Source organism: Pectobacterium cacticida, from assembly GCF_036885195.1.
GTDB lineage: Bacteria > Pseudomonadota > Gammaproteobacteria > Enterobacterales > Enterobacteriaceae > Pectobacterium > Pectobacterium cacticida.
Genome location: NZ_CP133656.1, coordinates 781,880 through 799,528, shown reverse-complemented (window position 1 = coordinate 799,528; position 17,649 = coordinate 781,880). Strand labels below are relative to the sequence as shown.

16 protein-coding genes and 2 pseudogenes are annotated in these 17,649 nt (G+C 52.5%); 14 read left to right on the top strand and 4 right to left on the bottom strand.

Going from position 1 to position 17,649, the window contains the following annotated elements; all coding sequences use genetic code 11:
- Window positions 1–67 precede the first annotated feature (67 nt).
- Window positions 68–829 (top strand): annotated as a pseudogene (locus RFN81_RS03805) (tyrosine-type recombinase/integrase); the annotation flags it as partial.
- A gap of 65 nt (window positions 830–894) precedes the next feature.
- Here the strand turns inward: RFN81_RS03805 and RFN81_RS03800 are convergent.
- Window positions 895–1,271: pseudogene (locus RFN81_RS03800) on the bottom strand (IS1 family transposase); the annotation flags it as partial.
- 473 nt (window positions 1,272–1,744) lie between these two features.
- Here RFN81_RS03800 and aepX point away from each other — a divergent pair.
- The 12 genes from aepX to phnP all read left to right on the top strand — a co-directional run bounded on the left by aepX (window position 1,745) and on the right by phnP (window position 12,063).
- Window positions 1,745–2,677 carry a phosphoenolpyruvate mutase gene (gene aepX / locus RFN81_RS03795; protein ID WP_264497854.1) on the top strand — a complete coding sequence of 311 codons (933 nt, stop codon included), beginning with the start codon at window positions 1,745–1,747 and terminating at the stop codon, window positions 2,675–2,677.
- Window positions 2,678–2,897: 220 nt separating this feature from the next.
- Window positions 2,898–4,049, top strand: coding sequence for a phosphonopyruvate decarboxylase (aepY, locus tag RFN81_RS03790; RefSeq protein ID WP_338539452.1), 1,152 nt, complete (start codon window positions 2,898–2,900; stop codon window positions 4,047–4,049).
- A complete protein-coding gene (locus RFN81_RS03785) occupies window positions 4,049–4,996 on the top strand; it encodes an NAD(P)-dependent oxidoreductase (protein ID WP_264497852.1) in 948 nt (315 codons plus the stop codon). Before aepY ends, RFN81_RS03785 begins: the two co-directional genes overlap by 1 nt.
- Window positions 4,997–5,440 carry a phosphonate C-P lyase system protein PhnG gene (phnG, locus tag RFN81_RS03780; RefSeq protein ID WP_264497851.1) on the top strand — a complete coding sequence of 148 codons (444 nt, stop codon included), beginning with the start codon at window positions 4,997–4,999 and terminating at the stop codon, window positions 5,438–5,440. It abuts the gene before it with no gap.
- Window positions 5,441–5,446: 6 nt separating this feature from the next.
- Window positions 5,447–6,028: a phosphonate C-P lyase system protein PhnH gene (gene phnH / locus RFN81_RS03775; RefSeq protein WP_264497850.1), complete on the top strand. Its 582-nt coding sequence runs from the start codon at window positions 5,447–5,449 to the stop codon at window positions 6,026–6,028.
- Window positions 6,028–7,131: a carbon-phosphorus lyase complex subunit PhnI gene (locus tag RFN81_RS03770; RefSeq protein WP_264497849.1), complete on the top strand. Its 1,104-nt coding sequence runs from the start codon at window positions 6,028–6,030 to the stop codon at window positions 7,129–7,131. Before phnH ends, RFN81_RS03770 begins: the two co-directional genes overlap by 1 nt.
- Entirely contained in the window at window positions 7,131–8,015 is an 885-nt protein-coding gene (locus tag RFN81_RS03765) for an alpha-D-ribose 1-methylphosphonate 5-phosphate C-P-lyase PhnJ (RefSeq protein WP_264497848.1), read from the top strand. The genes RFN81_RS03770 and RFN81_RS03765 overlap by 1 nt, the downstream gene beginning before the upstream one ends.
- Window positions 8,012–8,800, top strand: coding sequence for a phosphonate C-P lyase system protein PhnK (gene phnK / locus RFN81_RS03760; RefSeq protein WP_264497847.1), 789 nt, complete (start codon window positions 8,012–8,014; stop codon window positions 8,798–8,800). The genes RFN81_RS03765 and phnK overlap by 4 nt, the downstream gene beginning before the upstream one ends.
- Window positions 8,801–8,821: 21 nt before the next feature.
- On the top strand, window positions 8,822–9,556 hold the full coding sequence (phnL, locus tag RFN81_RS03755; protein WP_264497846.1) for a phosphonate C-P lyase system protein PhnL: 735 nt from the start codon (window positions 8,822–8,824) through the stop codon (window positions 9,554–9,556).
- A complete protein-coding gene (gene phnM, locus RFN81_RS03750) occupies window positions 9,543–10,679 on the top strand; it encodes an alpha-D-ribose 1-methylphosphonate 5-triphosphate diphosphatase (RefSeq protein ID WP_264497845.1) in 1,137 nt (378 codons plus the stop codon). Before phnL ends, phnM begins: the two co-directional genes overlap by 14 nt.
- 2 nt (window positions 10,680–10,681) lie before the next feature.
- A complete protein-coding gene (gene phnN, locus RFN81_RS03745; protein WP_264497844.1) occupies window positions 10,682–11,251 on the top strand; it encodes a ribose 1,5-bisphosphokinase in 570 nt (189 codons plus the stop codon).
- Between the two features lie 59 nt (window positions 11,252–11,310).
- Window positions 11,311–12,063, top strand: coding sequence for a phosphonate metabolism protein PhnP (gene phnP, locus RFN81_RS03740; RefSeq protein WP_378929291.1), 753 nt, complete (start codon window positions 11,311–11,313; stop codon window positions 12,061–12,063).
- A 281-nt stretch (window positions 12,064–12,344) separates the two neighbouring features.
- Here the strand turns inward: phnP and RFN81_RS03735 are convergent, their stop codons facing one another.
- The 3 genes from RFN81_RS03735 to RFN81_RS03725 form a co-directional block, all read right to left on the bottom strand.
- On the bottom strand, window positions 12,345–12,677 hold the full coding sequence (locus tag RFN81_RS03735; protein WP_264497842.1) for an EmrE family multidrug efflux SMR transporter: 333 nt from the start codon (window positions 12,675–12,677) through the stop codon (window positions 12,345–12,347).
- A gap of 179 nt (window positions 12,678–12,856) precedes the next feature.
- Window positions 12,857–14,227 (bottom strand): amidohydrolase family protein, encoded by a 1,371-nt coding sequence (locus RFN81_RS03730; RefSeq protein ID WP_264497841.1) that lies wholly within the window; start codon window positions 14,225–14,227, stop codon window positions 12,857–12,859.
- Window positions 14,228–15,204: 977 nt separating this feature from the next.
- A complete protein-coding gene (locus RFN81_RS03725; protein ID WP_334584825.1) occupies window positions 15,205–16,167 on the bottom strand; it encodes a LysR substrate-binding domain-containing protein in 963 nt (320 codons plus the stop codon).
- Window positions 16,168–16,182: 15 nt separating this feature from the next.
- Between RFN81_RS03725 and RFN81_RS03720 the strand changes: the two genes are divergently transcribed.
- Window positions 16,183–17,592, top strand: a complete 1,410-nt coding sequence (locus RFN81_RS03720) for an NAD-dependent succinate-semialdehyde dehydrogenase (RefSeq protein WP_334584826.1) — start codon at window positions 16,183–16,185, stop codon at window positions 17,590–17,592.
- Window positions 17,593–17,649 lie beyond the last annotated feature (57 nt).

The following is a 17,649-nucleotide window of genomic DNA, read 5'->3' as shown; positions in this document are numbered from 1 at the left end:
CGATGCGTTTTGATTTATCCCTTCGTATCGGGGAATTTGTGGGTCAGATTGCGGGTCATTCAGTTCGATGAACGGGAGTGACCCTCATAGGTTAACTGACAGCAAAGTCCGATCCGCGAAACCTCTCGCAAAATCTTATAAGCTCACTGACTCACAAGGCCTGTACCTCACGGTATCTACCAGCGGCGCTAAGTTATGGTATTTCCGCTATCGCTTCGGCGGTAAAGAGAACCGTCTGGCCTTTGGCCCCTACCCTCAAACCACGCTGGCAGAGGCCCGTGAAAAGCGCGATGCGGCACGTAAGCTATTGGCATCCGGCATCAGCCCTTCTCAGCTTCGTAAATCGAACAACCCCGCCGTTGAGGAATCCCACACCTTTCAGTATGTCGCTCAGGCGTGGCATACCAGCAGCCTTAAACTCTGGTCGGACGCGCACGCCGATAAAATTCTTATCTGCCTGAAACGCTACGTTTTCCCTGCGATAGGTGCGATGGATATTGCTCAGGTTGAAACCCATCATCTGGCGCAGTTGGTTAAGGCCATCGACGATAAAGGTGTGCATGACGTTGCCGGACGGGTGCGCCAGCATCTGACCAAAATCATGCGCCACGCCGTCCAGCAGGGAGTAATCAAATATAATCCGGCTTACGATTTAGATGGCGTCGTGACCCCCGTGGCGACCCAACATCACCCCGCCCTGCCGCTGAAACGCCTGCCTGAACTGCTGGGGAAGATGGAGAACTACAAAGGCCGAATTCTGACCCGTCTTGCGCTGGAGCTGAATCTGCATGTTTTCCTGCGCTCCAGTGAGTTGCGGCTTACCCGTTGGTAGGAGTACATCATCAGTTCGGGACCAAAAGTGTAGGCCACTACACCGCCTGTTTTGGTGTTTTACGCGTACCGGAGCCAGTGCTGCCGGGCTTTACTGCCAACGAAGCCCCATTGCTCATCAAGTTCGCAGATAAGCGCCACCCCAGCATGGGCAACAGGCGAAGACGTTATTCGCTTTGGCGCGAGTTTTTTAAAGTCCGGATGACGGTGTTAATGCCAATTTTCAGTGTTCTGGCGGTATCGCGAACCTCGGCACCATTGAAGGCCATTTCAGTGATCTGCTCTTTAATACCCGGCTTACGTGCTTCATAAGCATAAGTGAGCTGAAACACACGGTGGCAATCACGGCTGCGAAATCTGTCATGGCCTTTAGGGTTCTGACCCTGGCGGTAAACCTTAGCAGACTGACAACGGGCACAATGAACGTTAACGCTGGCCATGAGATAATCTTAAAAGCCCGTATTATACATCAGAGCCAACTAATTAGAGGCATCACCGGAAATCGAACCAAAGGGACGCTCCCGAAATTTCTTTATCCATGTAACCCGACATTATGATCAATCTATAAGAATACGGTTCTACTCATTAGCAGTATTACAGAAAGATTTATTGGAATAAAAAACCAAAAAAACTATTTTTTTAGTTTTTTTATATAAATAAGTCTCGTTTTACTGGTTAAAATTTCGCCAAAGGCGTTTTTTTCTCGTTTAAATCGATTTTATTTCAATAAGGTAGGGGAAATATAAAAATAAACAAAAAATTTTTACCCCTATTGAAGTGTGGTTTTCAAAGAATAGAATCAACTTGTTGGCATATTTTATTTAAATAAATATAACGTAATTGATCTTATGATTGCTGCTTTTGGTTTTCTAGGGAAAGTAGACATCAACTTTATGGTACATAGGAGATAACCATGTCTGTCAATTTATCTAATCATACCCCAACGGATTCCTATAAAGGGTGTACGCCGGGTTCACGACGTAGTGCTCTTCGCGAATTATTACGGCAACAGAAAGGTATTCGTGTGATGGAAGCCCACAGCCCACTTTCTGCTTTATTAATCGAACAAGCCGCTTATGAGGACGGCGATATTCATTATCAATTTGATGCATTTTGGTCCAGCTCACTCACTGATTCCACGTTGCGGGGAAAACCCGATACGGAATTGGTTGATATTAGCCATCGGTTTCATGCGATTACGGAAATATTTGATGTTACCACGCGTCCATTAATTTTTGACGGCGATACAGGCGGGCAAGCAGAACATTTGGCCCACCATATTCGGGCGGCCGAAAATTTGGGCATTTCCGCCATGATTATCGAAGATAAAACGGGTCTAAAAAAGAACTCTTTATTTGGTAATGACGTAAAACAAACGCAGGCCTCCGTAGAGGACTTTTGCGAAAAAATTACGACCGCCAAAAAAGCACAATTGACGCCTGAATTTATGCTAATCGCCCGTATTGAGAGCCTGATTCTGGACGTCGGTATGGAAGATGCGATCAACCGCGCCCTGCGTTATGCTGAAGCCGGCGCCGATGGGATTATGATCCATAGCCGGCATAAGAATCCTTCCGAAATCTTGGCTTTCGCCAGACAATTCCGCGATCATTATCCCAATCTACCTCTGGTTTGTGTGCCCACCAGTTTTAACGATATCACTTTCGATGAGTTAGTTGATAGTGGATTCAATATCGTGATTTATGCAAACCATATGTTACGTGCGGCTTATCCTGCAATGAAGTCGATTTTGCCGGAAATCCTCAAACATGGTCGAACATTGGAAGTTGAGGATAAATGCATGTCGATAAAAGATATTTTGGATCTTATCCCAGGAACACGGTAAAGAAATATATTTCGGTTCAGTATAATTATTTTATAGCGATATTATTGAGCATTAGAAGTCTGTTTTTATTATAAGACATGATAAATAAATCAATGAGTCAATTTGGTTTATTGGCTATTTGGGGGATTACATAATTATATTGCACCTTGTTATTTCTACTTCATAATTAAATTATCATCATTGCGGTTAACTACGGCGTGATGCAAAGGGAAGGTTTATTATGATTGACCCTAATAAACTCATCGAATTTCTTGTTCAACGCGGCGTACATTTTTTCAGTGGCGTCCCTGATTCATTATTAAAAGCATTTTGTCTGGCGATTGAAAGTAATCATAGTGGGTTGGCGCACCGTATCGCGAGTAATGAAGGCTGTGCGATAGGGATGGCAATTGGTCATTATCTCTCGACACGAACGTTGCCCGTGGTCTATATGCAAAACTCGGGGTTGGGTAATACGATCAACCCCCTTTGTTCTCTGGCTACGCCAGATGTTTATGGTATTCCACTATTACTCATCGTTGGCTGGCGCGGCGAGATCGATGACGGCGGAAAGCAACTGCACGATGAACCACAGCATGTGATGCAGGGGCGAGTCACATTGGCCCAACTTAATGTGCTTGATATCCCGCATATCGTTCTGGATGGACTTAACCCGTCTCCGTGGGATGACATTCAGGCCCTGCTTCAACGTGCGCACGATGAACACCGCCCCGTGGCGCTGGTAGTGAGAAAAAATACGTTTTCCTCGTCTGCCGCCCCCGCCAATTCCACGGTGGAACCGGTGCTGATGCAGCGAGAAGCTATCGTAGCCGTCTGCCTGAACGAACTGCCTCCTCATCTTCCTATCGTAAGCACCACGGGCATGTTGTCCCGCGAACTCTATGAGCTACGTGAGCGGCGGAGTGAAGGGCATCAGCGAGATTTTCTCACTGTCGGTGGCATGGGCCTTGCCAGCCAAATTGCATTGGGTCTATGTGATGCGCAACCGCAGCGGAAAATCGTGTGTCTGGATGGGGATGGAGCACTGCTGATGCACATGGGTGGGCTGACGAACACCGCCCAGGCAAACAACCTGATACACGTCGTCATCAACAATGGCGCCCATGATTCCGTGGGAGGGCAGCCCACGGCCGCGTCCCGATTACCGCTAACGCCCATCGCGGCTGCTTGCGGCTATGGCGACACTTACTACACCGAAACGGAAGAAGCCTTACGAGCCGCGCTGCAACAGGCGCTGCGGGCGCACGTCAGTCAGTTCATTGAGGTGAAATGCCGCGTCGGCCATCGTAGCGATCTCGAGCGGCCTGCAACGTCTCCGGCGCAAAACCGTGATGCGTTTATGCAGTTTCTCGATGTACCCCAGGCCTCTTGATGAGTGGCGATACCCTGGGTATTGCTCACTTCTTAGCGACAAGGATTGCCGATATGACTCATTCTGTTTCTTTAGTTGGTGTGGGTGTATTAGGAAAAGCGATTGCGCTCAGACTATTACAACGTCAGTTTTCGCTCTGTGTGTTTAACCGGACTTACAGTAAAGCAAGCGAGGTTGCTGCCGAAGGCGCTCACGCGGTCTCTGAACTGCACCAGTTATTTACGCAGGAAAAACAGGTTGTGCTGATCTGCCTGAAAGATGCAGAGGCGATACGTGATGTTTTCCAGTCGGAAAAGGTGACACAGAAACTGACTCGCTATCACCCTTTGTTTATCAATATCAGCACGGTAGGGCCGGAAGAGAGCCGCTGGATGGAGGCTTTTTTTCATCAGCATGGCGCTCATTATGTGGAATGCCCCGTGTCGGGCGGGCCGGAGGGCGCGCGACAGGGCAAACTTGCCGCCTGGGTGGGTCCGTGTGTCAATGATTATGCTCGTGCGGTTAACGATGTCGTAACCAGCCTATCGGATCATTATGTGCTGATGGCAAGTAACCACAGTGCACAAACCATGAAGGTAATTAATAACTATTGTGAGGCGGTGCATCTGCTGGTGGCGGCGGAAGCGCTGTTGGTAGCGGAAGGCCATGACATCGCCCCTGATGTGTTGGCAAAGGCGTTAACGCTGGGACGCGGTCGCTCGACCTATATGGATGTCATGTTGGATCGCTATCTGAACCCGCGTGAAACTGTGTCTGTCCCTTTATCCATCCGCCTTAAAGATCTCGATCTGGCCAATAGGCTTTTCCAATGCGCCGAGATCCAAAGCGAATTCTTCGATACGGCGCGTCAGTGCTATCAAAACACAGCGGAACTCTCGGCGGAGCCGCAAGATCAAACCGCCTGCTTTGCTTATCTCTCACGCGCCTTACCAGCAAGGAGGGAATAAATGTCAGAGTTAACACAACGCCAGCACTGGATGTCAATTCTTGCGCACAGCGATCCGGCTGAACTGAAAGAACATTGGGGAAGATTGGATTTCCCGGCAAGTTATCAGCTCTTACGCCCGACGCAGATTGGCTTAATCCAGCTACAGGGAAGAATGGAAGTAGATGGCCCGCGCTTTATTGTCGGCGATATGACCGTGACCCGCGCGGCGGTACAGCTGGAAGATGGGACGTGCGGTTACAGCTATATCGCGGGCAGAAATAAATCACATGCCGAACTTTGCGCCTGGATCGATGCGCTACTGCAAACCCAAGCCTGTTTCCACGAAATCTGGGATCGCATCATCACGCCATTAGCGGACGTGCAACGCGCGCATCGGGAGCGGCTACAGCATGAAGTGGCTGCCAGCCGGGTAAATTTCTTTACTTTGGTCAGGGGGGAATAATTTGTCATGACAACAATGACGGGCTTCGCCCACCCTGTATTTGGCACTCAGCTCTGCTTTCGCAAAATCGTGAAGGCAATGAGCGAGCCGGGTTCTCTGGTAACCGTGCCCAATGTTTCCGGTCTGGAATCAATATCTTCCGCTACGGCGGCTACGCTGCTTACGCTGACCAGCCACACTACGCCGCTGTTTATCGATCCGCAGATGAGTAATCCGCTGCTGCTGCGCACGCTTTGTCTGCATACGAACGTGCCGATCGTTACAACGCTGGAAGAGGCCTACTTTGTGCTGCTAAGCGGAAATCCTTTTTCTTACGATCTGATGACGCTCTCCTGTGGCAGCGAAGCCGAGCCAGAAAAATCCACCACGGTTATTGTCGAGGTGGACGGAATGCATGACGGGCCGTGTTTAAAGCTAACCGGTCCTGGCATCAAGACACATCGCGTTATCTCTCCCCATTTGCCCGATCGTGTCAGGAACTACCTATGTAACCGCCCTCATGCTTTCCCTACAGGATTGGATTTTCTCTTTACCTCTGGGAAAAAGCTGTTTGCGATCCCTAGAAGTACCCACGTGGAGGAATGCTAATGTACGTTGCCGTGAAAGGTGGGGAAAAGGCCATTGAAGCCGCTCACCAGCTACAATCCTGTCGCCGACGCGGGTGCACGGATATTCCAGAATTGGACTGTACACAGATAGAACAACAGTTGAACTTAGCTGTCGATCGCGTCATGACGGAAGGCAATATTTACGACCGCCAACTCGCCGCGCTGGCCATTAAACAAGCCAGTGGAGATCTGGTAGAGAGTATCTTTCTCTTACGGGCTTACCGCTCTACGCTGCCTCGCTGGGGAATCAGTCAACCGCTGAATACGTCTGATATGCGTCTCGAACGCCGAGTGTCAGCCATTTTCAAAGACTTACCGGGCGGGCAGCTCCTGGGCCCGACCTATGACTATACTCATCGATTGCTGGATTTCTCGCTTCTGGCCGCCGGTGAGGATCCTGTCGCGCCGAACCTCGACACCGCTGACACGAAAGAGGAAGCTCGCGAGCACATTACTCACGCATTTCAGTTTCTGGCGCAACAACATCTTGTCCCTGAGCGCGATATCAACGAGGACAACGATCCACCAGACATTACGATGGTTCCGCCGAGTTACCCCGGCACGCGGGCGGCACGTCTCCAACAGTTGTTTCGTGGTGATGAGGGCTTTCTCCTCTCGCTCGGCTATTCAACCCAGCGCGGCTATGGGCGCAACCATCCGTTCGTCGGCGAGATCCGAACGGGATATATCACGGTCAGCATCGTCGCCGAAGAGGTGGGTTTTGCCATTGATATTGGCGAGATTCTGCTCACGGAATGCGAAACCGTAAACGGATTTGTTAAACCCACCAGCGATGCACCGCATTTTACTCGTGGTTACGGGTTGGCATTCGGCCGTTCAGAGCGTAAGGCCATTACGGTGGCATTAGCCGATCGCGCACTTCAGACTGCCGATTATCAAGAGGAAATTCGCGGCCCGGCTCAGGATGAAGAGTTTGTGCTTTCCCATGCCGACAACGTGGAAGCAGCGGGATTTGTTTCGCATCTGAAACTTCCGCATTACGTCGATTTCCAGTCAGAGCTGGAACTATTAAAACGACTACGTGAGGAATACCTTGCGTCTGTGTCAAGGAGTAACGCGTGATGGGACAGACAACGATCTCCCACCAGACAGGCAGCCGGCCAGAAACGGAATATAACTATGCCTACCTGGATGAAAGCACGAAGGGCATGATACGGCGTGCAATCCTGAAAGCGATCGCCATCCCAGGGCATCAAGTGCCATTCGGTAGCCGGGAAATGCCGATGCCTTACGGCTGGGGCACCGGCGGCATTCAAATCACCGCCAGCATTATCGGGCCGGACGATACGCTCAAAGTGATCGATCAAGGCTCTGACGATACGACCAACGCCGTGTCGATTCGCTCGTTTTTCCGCAAGGTGGCAAAGGTAGCAACTACAGAAAGAACCTGCGATGCGACGCTGATCCAAACACGACACCGCATTCCTGAAACGCCACTGAGGGAAGATCAGATCCTGGTCTTTCAAGTGCCAATCCCTGAGCCACTGCGCTTTATCGAACCGCGAGAAACCGAAACATGCAAAATGCATGCGTTGGAAGAATATGGTGTGATGCAGGTGAAACTCTATGAAGATATCGCGCGTTTTGGCCATATTGCCACAACCTACGCGTACCCGGTGAAGGTGAATCACCGCTACGTCATGGATCCATCGCCCATCCCAAAATTCGACAACCCGAAGATGAACATGATGCCTGCGCTGCAACTCTTTGGCGCAGGGCGTGAAAAGCGGGTCTATGCCGTTCCGCCGTACACCGTGGTGGAAAGCCTCGATTTCGACGATCACCCTTTCACAATACAGCAGTGGGACAAGCCATGTGAGCTATGTGGCGCCCGCGACAGCTTCCTCGATGAAGTGGTAATGGATGATGACGGGACCCGTATGTTCGTCTGCTCCGATACCGACTATTGCCAGCAGCGACAGAACCAGGGAGGAGAAACGTCATGACGACAGCACATCATGTATCCGACACCCCTTTGTTGACAGTGCAACACCTCACGCACCTGTATGCACCGGAAAAAGGCTTCCGCGACGTGTCGTTTCAGTTATGGCCAGGGGAAGTGTTAGGGATTGTCGGCGAATCGGGTTCAGGCAAGACAACGCTATTGAATGCGATCTCTGCCCGGCTGGCACCGCAGGAAGGCGACGTTATCTATCGTGATCTCAATCATCAGGCACTCTCGATCTATGACATTAGTGAACGGCAGCGGCGTGCGCTGCTGCGAACCGAATGGGGGATTGTCTGGCAGCAACCGCTGGCAGGGCTACGCGCTACCGTGTCTGCCGGCGGTAATATCGGCGAACGGCTCATGGCTATCGGCAATCGGCACTACGGGGATATCCGTAGGAAGGCGGCACAGTGGATGACAAACGTCGAACTCCCCGAGAACCGGATGGACGATCTGCCAACCACGTTTTCCGGCGGGATGCAGCAGCGCCTACAGATCGCACGTAACCTGGTGACGGCGCCACGACTGATATTTATGGATGAACCCACCGGCGGGTTAGACGTATCGGTACAGGCGCGATTGCTCGATCTGCTCAGAACACTGGTCGTGGAAATGCAGCTTTCCGTCGTCATCGTGACACACGATCTCGGCGTTGCCCGTTTGTTGTCACACCGCCTGTTGGTGATGCAGCGAGGGCGGGTTGTCGAACAAGGATTGACGGACAGGGTGCTCGACGATCCGAGCCACCCTTATACCCAATTACTGGTTTCTTCCATTCTGTAAATCCAGACAAAAGGACGCTTGATGGAAACGCAAATACGCATTGAGAACGTTGATAAAACGTTCGTGTTATATAACCAACAGGGCGCACGATTGCCGGTGTTCCACGATGTCAGCCTGTCTGTGAAAGGCGGTGAATGCGTGGCGTTGCACGGGCATTCCGGGAGCGGAAAATCCACTTTGTTGCGATCTTTGTATGGCAATTATCAGCCTGACGGCGGCCACATCTGGATACGTCATCGCGAAAGCTGGGTCGATATCGTCAACGCAGATGCCCGCCATGTGCTGGAAATCCGCCGTGAAACCGTGGGCTGGGTAAGCCAGTTCCTACGCGTCATTCCGCGCATCAGTACACTGAACGTAGTCATACAACCCTTACTGGAACGCGGTATGTCTCGTCAGGAAAGTGAGGTGCGCGCCGGTGAATTACTGACGCATCTGAACGTCCCTGAGCGGCTGTGGTCGCTCGCTCCCGCCACCTTTTCCGGCGGTGAGCAGCAGCGCATTAATATTGCCCGCGGATTCATTGGCGATTACCCGATTCTACTGTTAGATGAGCCGACAGCCTCGTTGGACGCCCAAAACCGACTGGCTGTCATGCAGCTCATCAGTAATGCGAAAGCCAAAGGGTGTGCCATCGTCGGGATTTTTCACGATGACGAGGTTCGTCAGGAGGTCGCCGATCGCCTGTATACAATGTCGATGCACTCGATGCCGATAATCTCCAACGCTCAGGAGACCGCAAATGATCATCAATAATGTCAATATGGTGCTCGCACAGGAAATCGTCCATGGGTCACTGGAAGTACGCAACGGCGTGATTCACCACATCAGCGCCAGGCCCAGTCGTCATCCCGGCGCGCTGGATGGCGAACAGGCCTGGCTCCTGCCGGGGCTTGTGGAACTCCATACGGATAATCTCGACAAGTGTTTTACTCCACGCCCTGGCGTTAACTGGCCTTCCGAAGCGGCAATGCGCAATCATGATGCGTTGGTTATCTCCTGCGGGATTACTACCGTTCTGGATGCCATCGCGGTAGGAGATGTCCGTGATGGCGGCCATCGGCTTGATAACCTGCGACGCATGACGGATGCGGTACTGTACAGCCAGCAGCATGGCGCAAATCGGGCGGATCATCATCTGCATCTGCGCTGTGAATTGCCACACCAGGATACATTTCCGCTCTTTGAACAGCTAGTCGATATCCCACTGGTCGTGCTCGCATCATTGATGGATCACTCGCCAGGGCAGCGGCAATTTTCCTCTCAGGAGAAATATCATCAGTATTACAAAGGCAAATATCACCTGAATGACGAGCAAATGGCCGCATTTGAACAGGAACAGTTGACGGGTTCGCGCCGCTGGTCACAGACTAACCGCGAAGCGATTGTCCGCCTTTGTCATGATAGAGGCATTACGTTGGCCAGCCATGACGATGCAACGCCAGAGCATATCAGCGAAGCCCACCAGTATCGTGTGAGCATTGCCGAATTTCCTACCACTGCGGTCGCGGCGCAGCAGGCGCATGATGTTGGAATGAATGTGCTTATGGGGGCGCCCAATGTCATCTGTGGCGGCTCACACTCGGGCAATGTGTCAGCACACCATCTGGCGACGTTGGGCGTACTTAACATCTTATCTTCCGACTATTATCCGGCCAGCCTGCTGGAGGCGGCGTTCATGATCGCGGAGGATGAACGTAATGATTACGATCTGCCGCGCGCGATCGCGCTGGTTAGCCGTAATCCTGCTCAGGTGCTGCAATTTAACGATCGCGGCTGCATTGAAGAAGGGCGACGAGCTGACCTGCTACTTGTTACACGACATGCTCCGCAAATGAAACTAATGCGCGTGTGGCGTCAGGGCATCCGGGTATTCTGATCATGACGAAACTCATCTACCTCATCGGCCCCTCCGGAGCAGGCAAAGATAGCTTGCTCCGGGCGATTCGTCAGCTAGCGCTGCCACGCCTGCTGGTGGCGCATCGCTACATTACGCGTCCCGCTGAAATTAAAGGAGAGAACCATATTGCGCTGACCATGGAAGAGTTTGCGCTCCGCGAGCGGCTTGGCCTTTTCGCGCTCCACTGGCAAGCGCACGAGTATTACTATGGTATCGGAATAGAGATTGATGACTGGCTACAGCGAGGGAACAACGTCATCGTGAATGGCTCGCGGGCTTACCTGAGCCAGGCACGCGAGCGTTATGGCAACACCTTGTTTCCAATATGTCTGACTGTTTCTGCATCGATACTGCGAGAGCGGTTACGTACCAGAGGACGGGAGAGCGAACAGCAAATCGCGACGCGATTGCGGCGGGCGGAAGAAGAGCAGCGCCGCTTACCAAGCGACTGTATGTTATTGAATAACGACGGCGACCTGCAACGCACTTTATCCACCTTTCAGTCATTGCTACCGTTCGACGGCGCTTGCACAGCACACAATAAGCAATAGATCGAGCGGAAAACACACGGGAGAGCAGGAGAAAACCGATGGCAGCAAATAGTGACGGGATCGTTTTTCGCTTTCTGGGAACCGGCAGCGCGCAGCAGGTTCCCGCATTTGGCTGTAAATGTGAAGTTTGCCAGCAGGCGCTGCAAGATGAAAAAAAGCGGCGCCGTGCCTGCTGTGCGGCACTCACAACCAAATACCGGCTCATCCTGATTGATGCCGGATTGCCGGAGCTAGCGCCGTATCTGCTCCCTTATTCTGATCGGCATATTCTGCTGACCCACTATCATATGGATCACGTTCAGGGGTTATTTCCCCTACGCTGGGGCTATGGCGAGCGTATTCCTGTTTTTGGGCCACCGGATGACGCGGGCTGCGACGATCTCTTTAAGCACCCAGGAATATTGCATTTTCAGCCGCCGCTAATACCGTTCCAGCCCTTCGAACTGGATGGCATCAGGTTCACGCCACTGCCCTTAATCCATTCCAAATTAACTTACGGTTACCTCATCCAAACGTCGACGCATACGCTGGCCTACCTGACCGATACGATTGGATTGCCGCCTGAAACCGTTCAATTTCTCGCGTCATACTCGCTGGACTATGCCGTGGTCGATTGCAGCCATCCCCCGCGATCGTCTCCACCGCGTAACCACAATGACGTCACATGCGCGTTGGCGATCTCAACCCAACTCAATCCCAAACAGTTGTACCTGACCCACATCGGCCACGAGCTGGATAGCTGGCTCCAGACACAAACGCTGCTGCCTCAAAATGTCCGGGCGGCCTACGATGGGTTGGCATTGAGGTTGTAGTCATGGAATTGACGGGAATAGCGTCATATTTACCCAAATAATGGTAACGATGCTTCTATCACAGACACAGACAGGAATACGGATTACAGTAGGCGTCATTGGCGCAGTCAGTTTGGTCACGGACAGCGCGCAGAAATCGGAGCGTACACGGAGTACGTGAGATTTCGAGCACTGCCCTGGGCCAAAATGGCACGTAATATAGCCCTAAGGGATAGGTTCTAAGGATGAGAGGGAGGATAGCTATCGACACGTATCAGATTGCTAATACGTGTCGACGATATCTAATGTGGTGATACTTTGGAAAAGATATTAATAACCAAAACACCAGCGCAGATAAGGAACATACCCGCAATAGCTGGGATATCAAGTTTTTGTCCACTGATTAACCAGCCAGCGAGGCTAATCAGCACTATCCCTACGCCGGACCAAATAGCATAAGCAATGCCAGTAGGTATCGTGTTCAACGTCTGAGAAAGGAGATAAAAGGCGGCGCAATAACTAAGGATAGTTACGATTGATGGCCATAAAAGCGTAAATCCTTCAGAGTATTTCATAAAGGTAGTACCGATGACTTCAGCCACGATAGCTCCGCCCAACAAGATATAGCTATTCACGAACGTTCCTCACTTTACAAAATTTATCTGAGCGTGAAATTATTCTCACATCGACGCTGCCCATACCGGCGGCAGACTTCCCCCTTTAAAGCCGTGACGCCACATACTTCGCTTACACTCCTGAGCATCTCGACATCGTGAGCTTACTTTCATTGACTGATTTGAAAGCAAGATGAGCACTACGTCAAGGATAGGCCAGAAACCTCTGTGCCAGCTTTCCACACAGAACGAATACGGCGCGTATCACTGATATTCTTGATGGGGTTACCATCAATCACAACGAGGTCGGCACGTTTTCCAACAGCCAATACGCCGCGATCCTCCAATTTCAATGCCTGTGCGGCTTTACCCGTAGCCAACGTCAGAGCCTGCAGAGGTGAAATACCACTTTCTACCAAAAGTTCCAGTTCCCGGTGTTCAGCAAATCCAGGAACGCGCAACGGCATCGCACCTGAATCAGTGCCGAATCCAACGTTCAAGCCGTTTTCAATAGCTGTTTTTGTATTCTGCTGGTTTACAGCAAGCCCACTATGCCAACTTGACAAAGCCTTTGGATTGGAGATCTGCTTAGTGCGCCATTCTTCACTTTCATATTGTTTCAGCAAATCAGGGTGCAGCGCCTTACGTACAAACGGGTCTTGCAGAACCTGTGGCTGCTCGGCAAATAAATAGAATGCCTCATCTACGGTCAACGTTGGAATGTACCAGGCATTGTTTTTGCGCATCAATTCAATGAATTCGCCATCGATCGCCTTATCCCGCACACCGTGTGCGAGCACGTCAGCTCCAGCACGCAACACGTCTTTCGCGTCATCCAGATAGTGGATATGAACAAAGGCACAGAGGTTGTTTTTGTGCGCCTCATCGATTGCGGCCCGATAGATTTCCGGCGACATCTTGACGAGTTTGAGTCCCTGAAAATCATCAAGCCAGAGCTTGATAAAGTTCGTGCCTCGCGCCGCCGCCGCACGCACTGCCTGCCGGGCTTCTTGCACCGAAGCCGGACGGTCAAGTTGGTCTGGACCTAGCGGCGCAGGTGGCGCGCCATTAGGAACGCCAATCCCATGATCCGCAACCAGAATATCAGCCCCGGAAACTGAACCCGCGCTCAGGCGAGAACGCAGGTCGTAGACGAGCGCACCATTGGTTCCCATTGAGGCAACCGTCGTAACGCCATATGACAGGTAAACATTGAGCTGTTTCAGTATATTATCGGCATTTTGCGCAGACGGCCCTGCAACCAGGCCATCATAACCGCCGAGGTGCACGTGATCAGAGATGAGGCCCGGTATGACAGTGCCACCATTAACAGGGATGACCCGGGCAGTTAAAGGTATCGCCACTTGCTGTGATGGCCCGATGGCTGCGATGCGTCCATCGGCGATGACTATACGCGCGTTCTCTACAGGCGTTCCCCCTAGGCCATCAACCAGCCTGACTCCATCGAGGACGGTTGGGGTGGCAACAGTTTGCGCGACCGACCGCGTCAACGGCATGGTTAATAATGCGAGGGAATAATACAGGAATGTCCGGCGAGATACTGTTGTCATATTTTTTCCTTGAGCAAGTCATTGACACGCCGTTCGCATAACGGCTAATAGGGAGAATCCTTTACTGCTCCCATGATTATAGGGAGGTTTTCCAGGACAACAAACTGATATGCAGCCTGAGCTCCTAGGTTAAATTTGCGCCCAGAAAACCGGTGTGGTCCACAATAAGCATTTCTGGCGGATCTCAGGGTCTGTCTGCGGCATGTGTATAGTTTCCTACCTGTATTGAGAGCGAATGTATATAGGATTTCAGATGTCCTCATGTCCTATACACATTGAGACGTAGATTTAGATAGACGTGGGTTTTCCCTGAGCGATAGAGAATTCGCGTGAACCCTTGTGATGACTAGATTTTGTGGACTTTGGGGAACTTCAGAGAAGGTATTTCTGTAGCGAGTGAAGGGAACAAATTCACACAACAAAGCCTTTGATTAAAATGGTTTTTTAGGTTTCGACACACTGTGTCCGGCCATTACTCGGGCCACCGCCTTGTACCACCGCCCTTGCGCGCGTTCGTCGATTTCATCAAGTTGGCACAGCGGGCCGACCTCCCTGGCGAAAGCAGAACAGATTTACAACGATGATCTGTGCGCGGACATTCGGGGACATTGCCAACTGACAGAGCTTGTTCAAATGCGACAGTACTGGTTAACTTCAACCTGCATCAGGGCGCCTTCCGCAGGCTCGGGCCGTCGAGCAAGTATCTGGCACCAAAGCTGCACGTGTCTATCGAATTCATGGGCGCGGATCTGTTCAAGCCCAAGGTCAGCTCATCCGACAACCACGCCAAGTACGCGAAGCCATGCGGTCGGATGATGCTGAACTGTGCCGATCGCCTCGACTGGCTTGGCGACATTACGCCTAATGTAGACATCACGCCAATGTAGAAGTTGGCCTTGGTCGTATAGTTCCACCTTTGGCAATTGCTAAGAAAGGGGGATTATCGGGCGCGAACGGGTGGCCCTGGAAAATTCAGCTCAGGCATTTCGCGTCTCCGAAGCGCACAGCGCCTCACGGAGTTCGATGAGCGCGCGGCGGCGGCGGCGGGCGTTGTCAATCACCAGATAGTAAGTCTCGTCGTCTCTGTCGACGCGCAGATCGAATGGCGCGATCAGTCGGCCTGAGGCGAGTTCCGCCTCAATCAGCACTTCCTGGGCGACGATCACCCCAAGACCGTCCTGCGCTGCCTCATACGCAACGGCGGAACTTTCGAACACGCGTTGCCGGCTCATCGTGGAAGGATCGACGCCCACCGCACGACACCATGCGTCCCAGTCGCTCGAACGGGAGCTGACCTGCAAAAGCGTCTGTTCCGAAAGCCAAACAGGGTCCACTGGACGACTTCGCTGCACGAGGGACGGAGCACAAACCAGCACGAGCACATTGCTCACCAGCTTCGTCGATTCATAGCCGGGCCAATGCCCGTTGCCCAAGCGGACCGAAGCATCGCAGTCGGCACCCGTACCCCAGTCGGACGACGTAGTCAGACGAACCTCGATCTGCGGGTGGGTAACCTGAAATGTGCTGAGCCGCGGAATCAACCAGCGGGTTGCGAACGTCGTGTATGAATGCACGCGCACAATTGAACGGACGCCATCGTTAAGCAATTTTGCGGTAGCTTTGCGGATCCCTTCCAAGTGCGAGGTTATCTGTTTGAAGTACATGGCCCCCGCGACGGAAAGTGCAAGCCCACGCCCCTGGTGTTCGAAGAGGCTGGTTTCGAAAAACTCGTCGAGCACCTTGATCTGTCGACTGACAGCGCCAGGCGTCACAAACAATTCCTCAGCGGCCAAAGCGACCGAACCTGTGCGGGCCACGGCCTCGAAGGCGACCAAGGCATTAAGCGGTGGAAGGGAGCGCATGATAGTTTCCAAAAACTCAATGATTGAGCAAGTATAATCGATTGTCCCCTGAACCGCCAAGCCTGATACTTCTGCCAACGCCGCAGTCCTGCGGTGGAAAACATCTCTTCAAGGAGTTTTAGAATGATCAAGGTTTACAACCCCGCCGATGGCAGTGTCGTCGGCGAAGCCCCCGAAATGAGCACCGATGAGGTGCTCGCCGCTATCGACCGGACCTGCGACGCTTTTCCTGCGTGGTCGCGGATGCTGGCGAAAGAACGTGGCGCAAAATTGCGTCGCTGGTTCGAACTGGTCAGCGCCGATCGCCGTATCTTCGCCGAACTGATGGTGAAGGAAAACGGCAAGTGCCTCACCGAGGCGATGGGCGAGATTGCCTATGGGCTAGGCTTCGTTGAGTGGTACGCCGAGGAAGCCAAGCGCGTCTACGGTGACACGATTCCAACGCATGCCCAGAATGCCGCGGTGATCGTGACGAAGGAACCGGTGGGCCCCACGGCCGCCATCACGCCGTGGAACTTCCCGTTCATGATGATCACGCGCAAGGTCGCCACGGCGCTTGCCGCTGGTTGCACGATGATCATCAAGCCTTCGGAGGAAACGCCGTTGACCGCCTATAAGCTGCTCGAATATGCACGTGAAGCAGGTATCCCGGAGGGTGTGTTTGAGATGGTGACGGGCGACCCGAAGACGATCGGCGAGGCGTTTACGAACGACGCGCGCATCCAGAAGATCTCGTTCACCGGATCGACGAATGTAGGTAAGCTTCTGGCGCGCAATAGTGCCGATACGCTCAAGAAGATGACCATGGAACTGGGCGGCAATGCCCCGTTCATCGTTTTCGACGATGTCGATATCGATGACGCCGTGACGGGGCTTGTGGCGGCCAAGCTACGCAACTCCGGTCAAGTATGTATATCGCCGAACCGCGTATACGTACAGGATGCGATCTACGACACCTTTGCCGAGAAGTTGAAGGTGGCGGTGGAGCGCATCCGTGTCGATCAAGGTCTTCAGGAAGAATTCGTGGTCGGTCCCCTCATCAATCAATCGGCCGTCAACAAGGTCGACGCCCTGGTTGCCGACGCCGTCAAGCGCGGTGCCAGCCTTCTTTCGGGCGGGGAATTGGCCAGACCGGAGTCGTTGTTCTACAAGCCGACCATCCTGACGAATGTTCCCGACGACGCGCAGGTTCGTACCACGGAAATATTCGGGCCGGTTTTCCCGCTGTACCGGTTTGCTTCCGAAGACGAAGTGATTCAGCGCGCAAATGACACGGAGTACGGGCTTGTTGCGTATGCCTACACCTCGGCCCTCGGTCGGGCCTTCCGGCTGTCGCGTGAAATCAAGGCAGGCATGGTCGTCCTGAACAGCGGATCGGTTGGCACGGAGTCGGTGCCATTCGGCGGTGTCAAGCAGTCTGGCTACGGTCGCGAAGGCAGCCACTACGGCATTGAAGAATACGTGAGCGTCAAATACACGCTGATGGCCGCGCTCGACAAATAACTTAATCGTCGATTATCTCATTCACCGCCGCCTTCGGCACTCAGCTGAGGGCGGCGC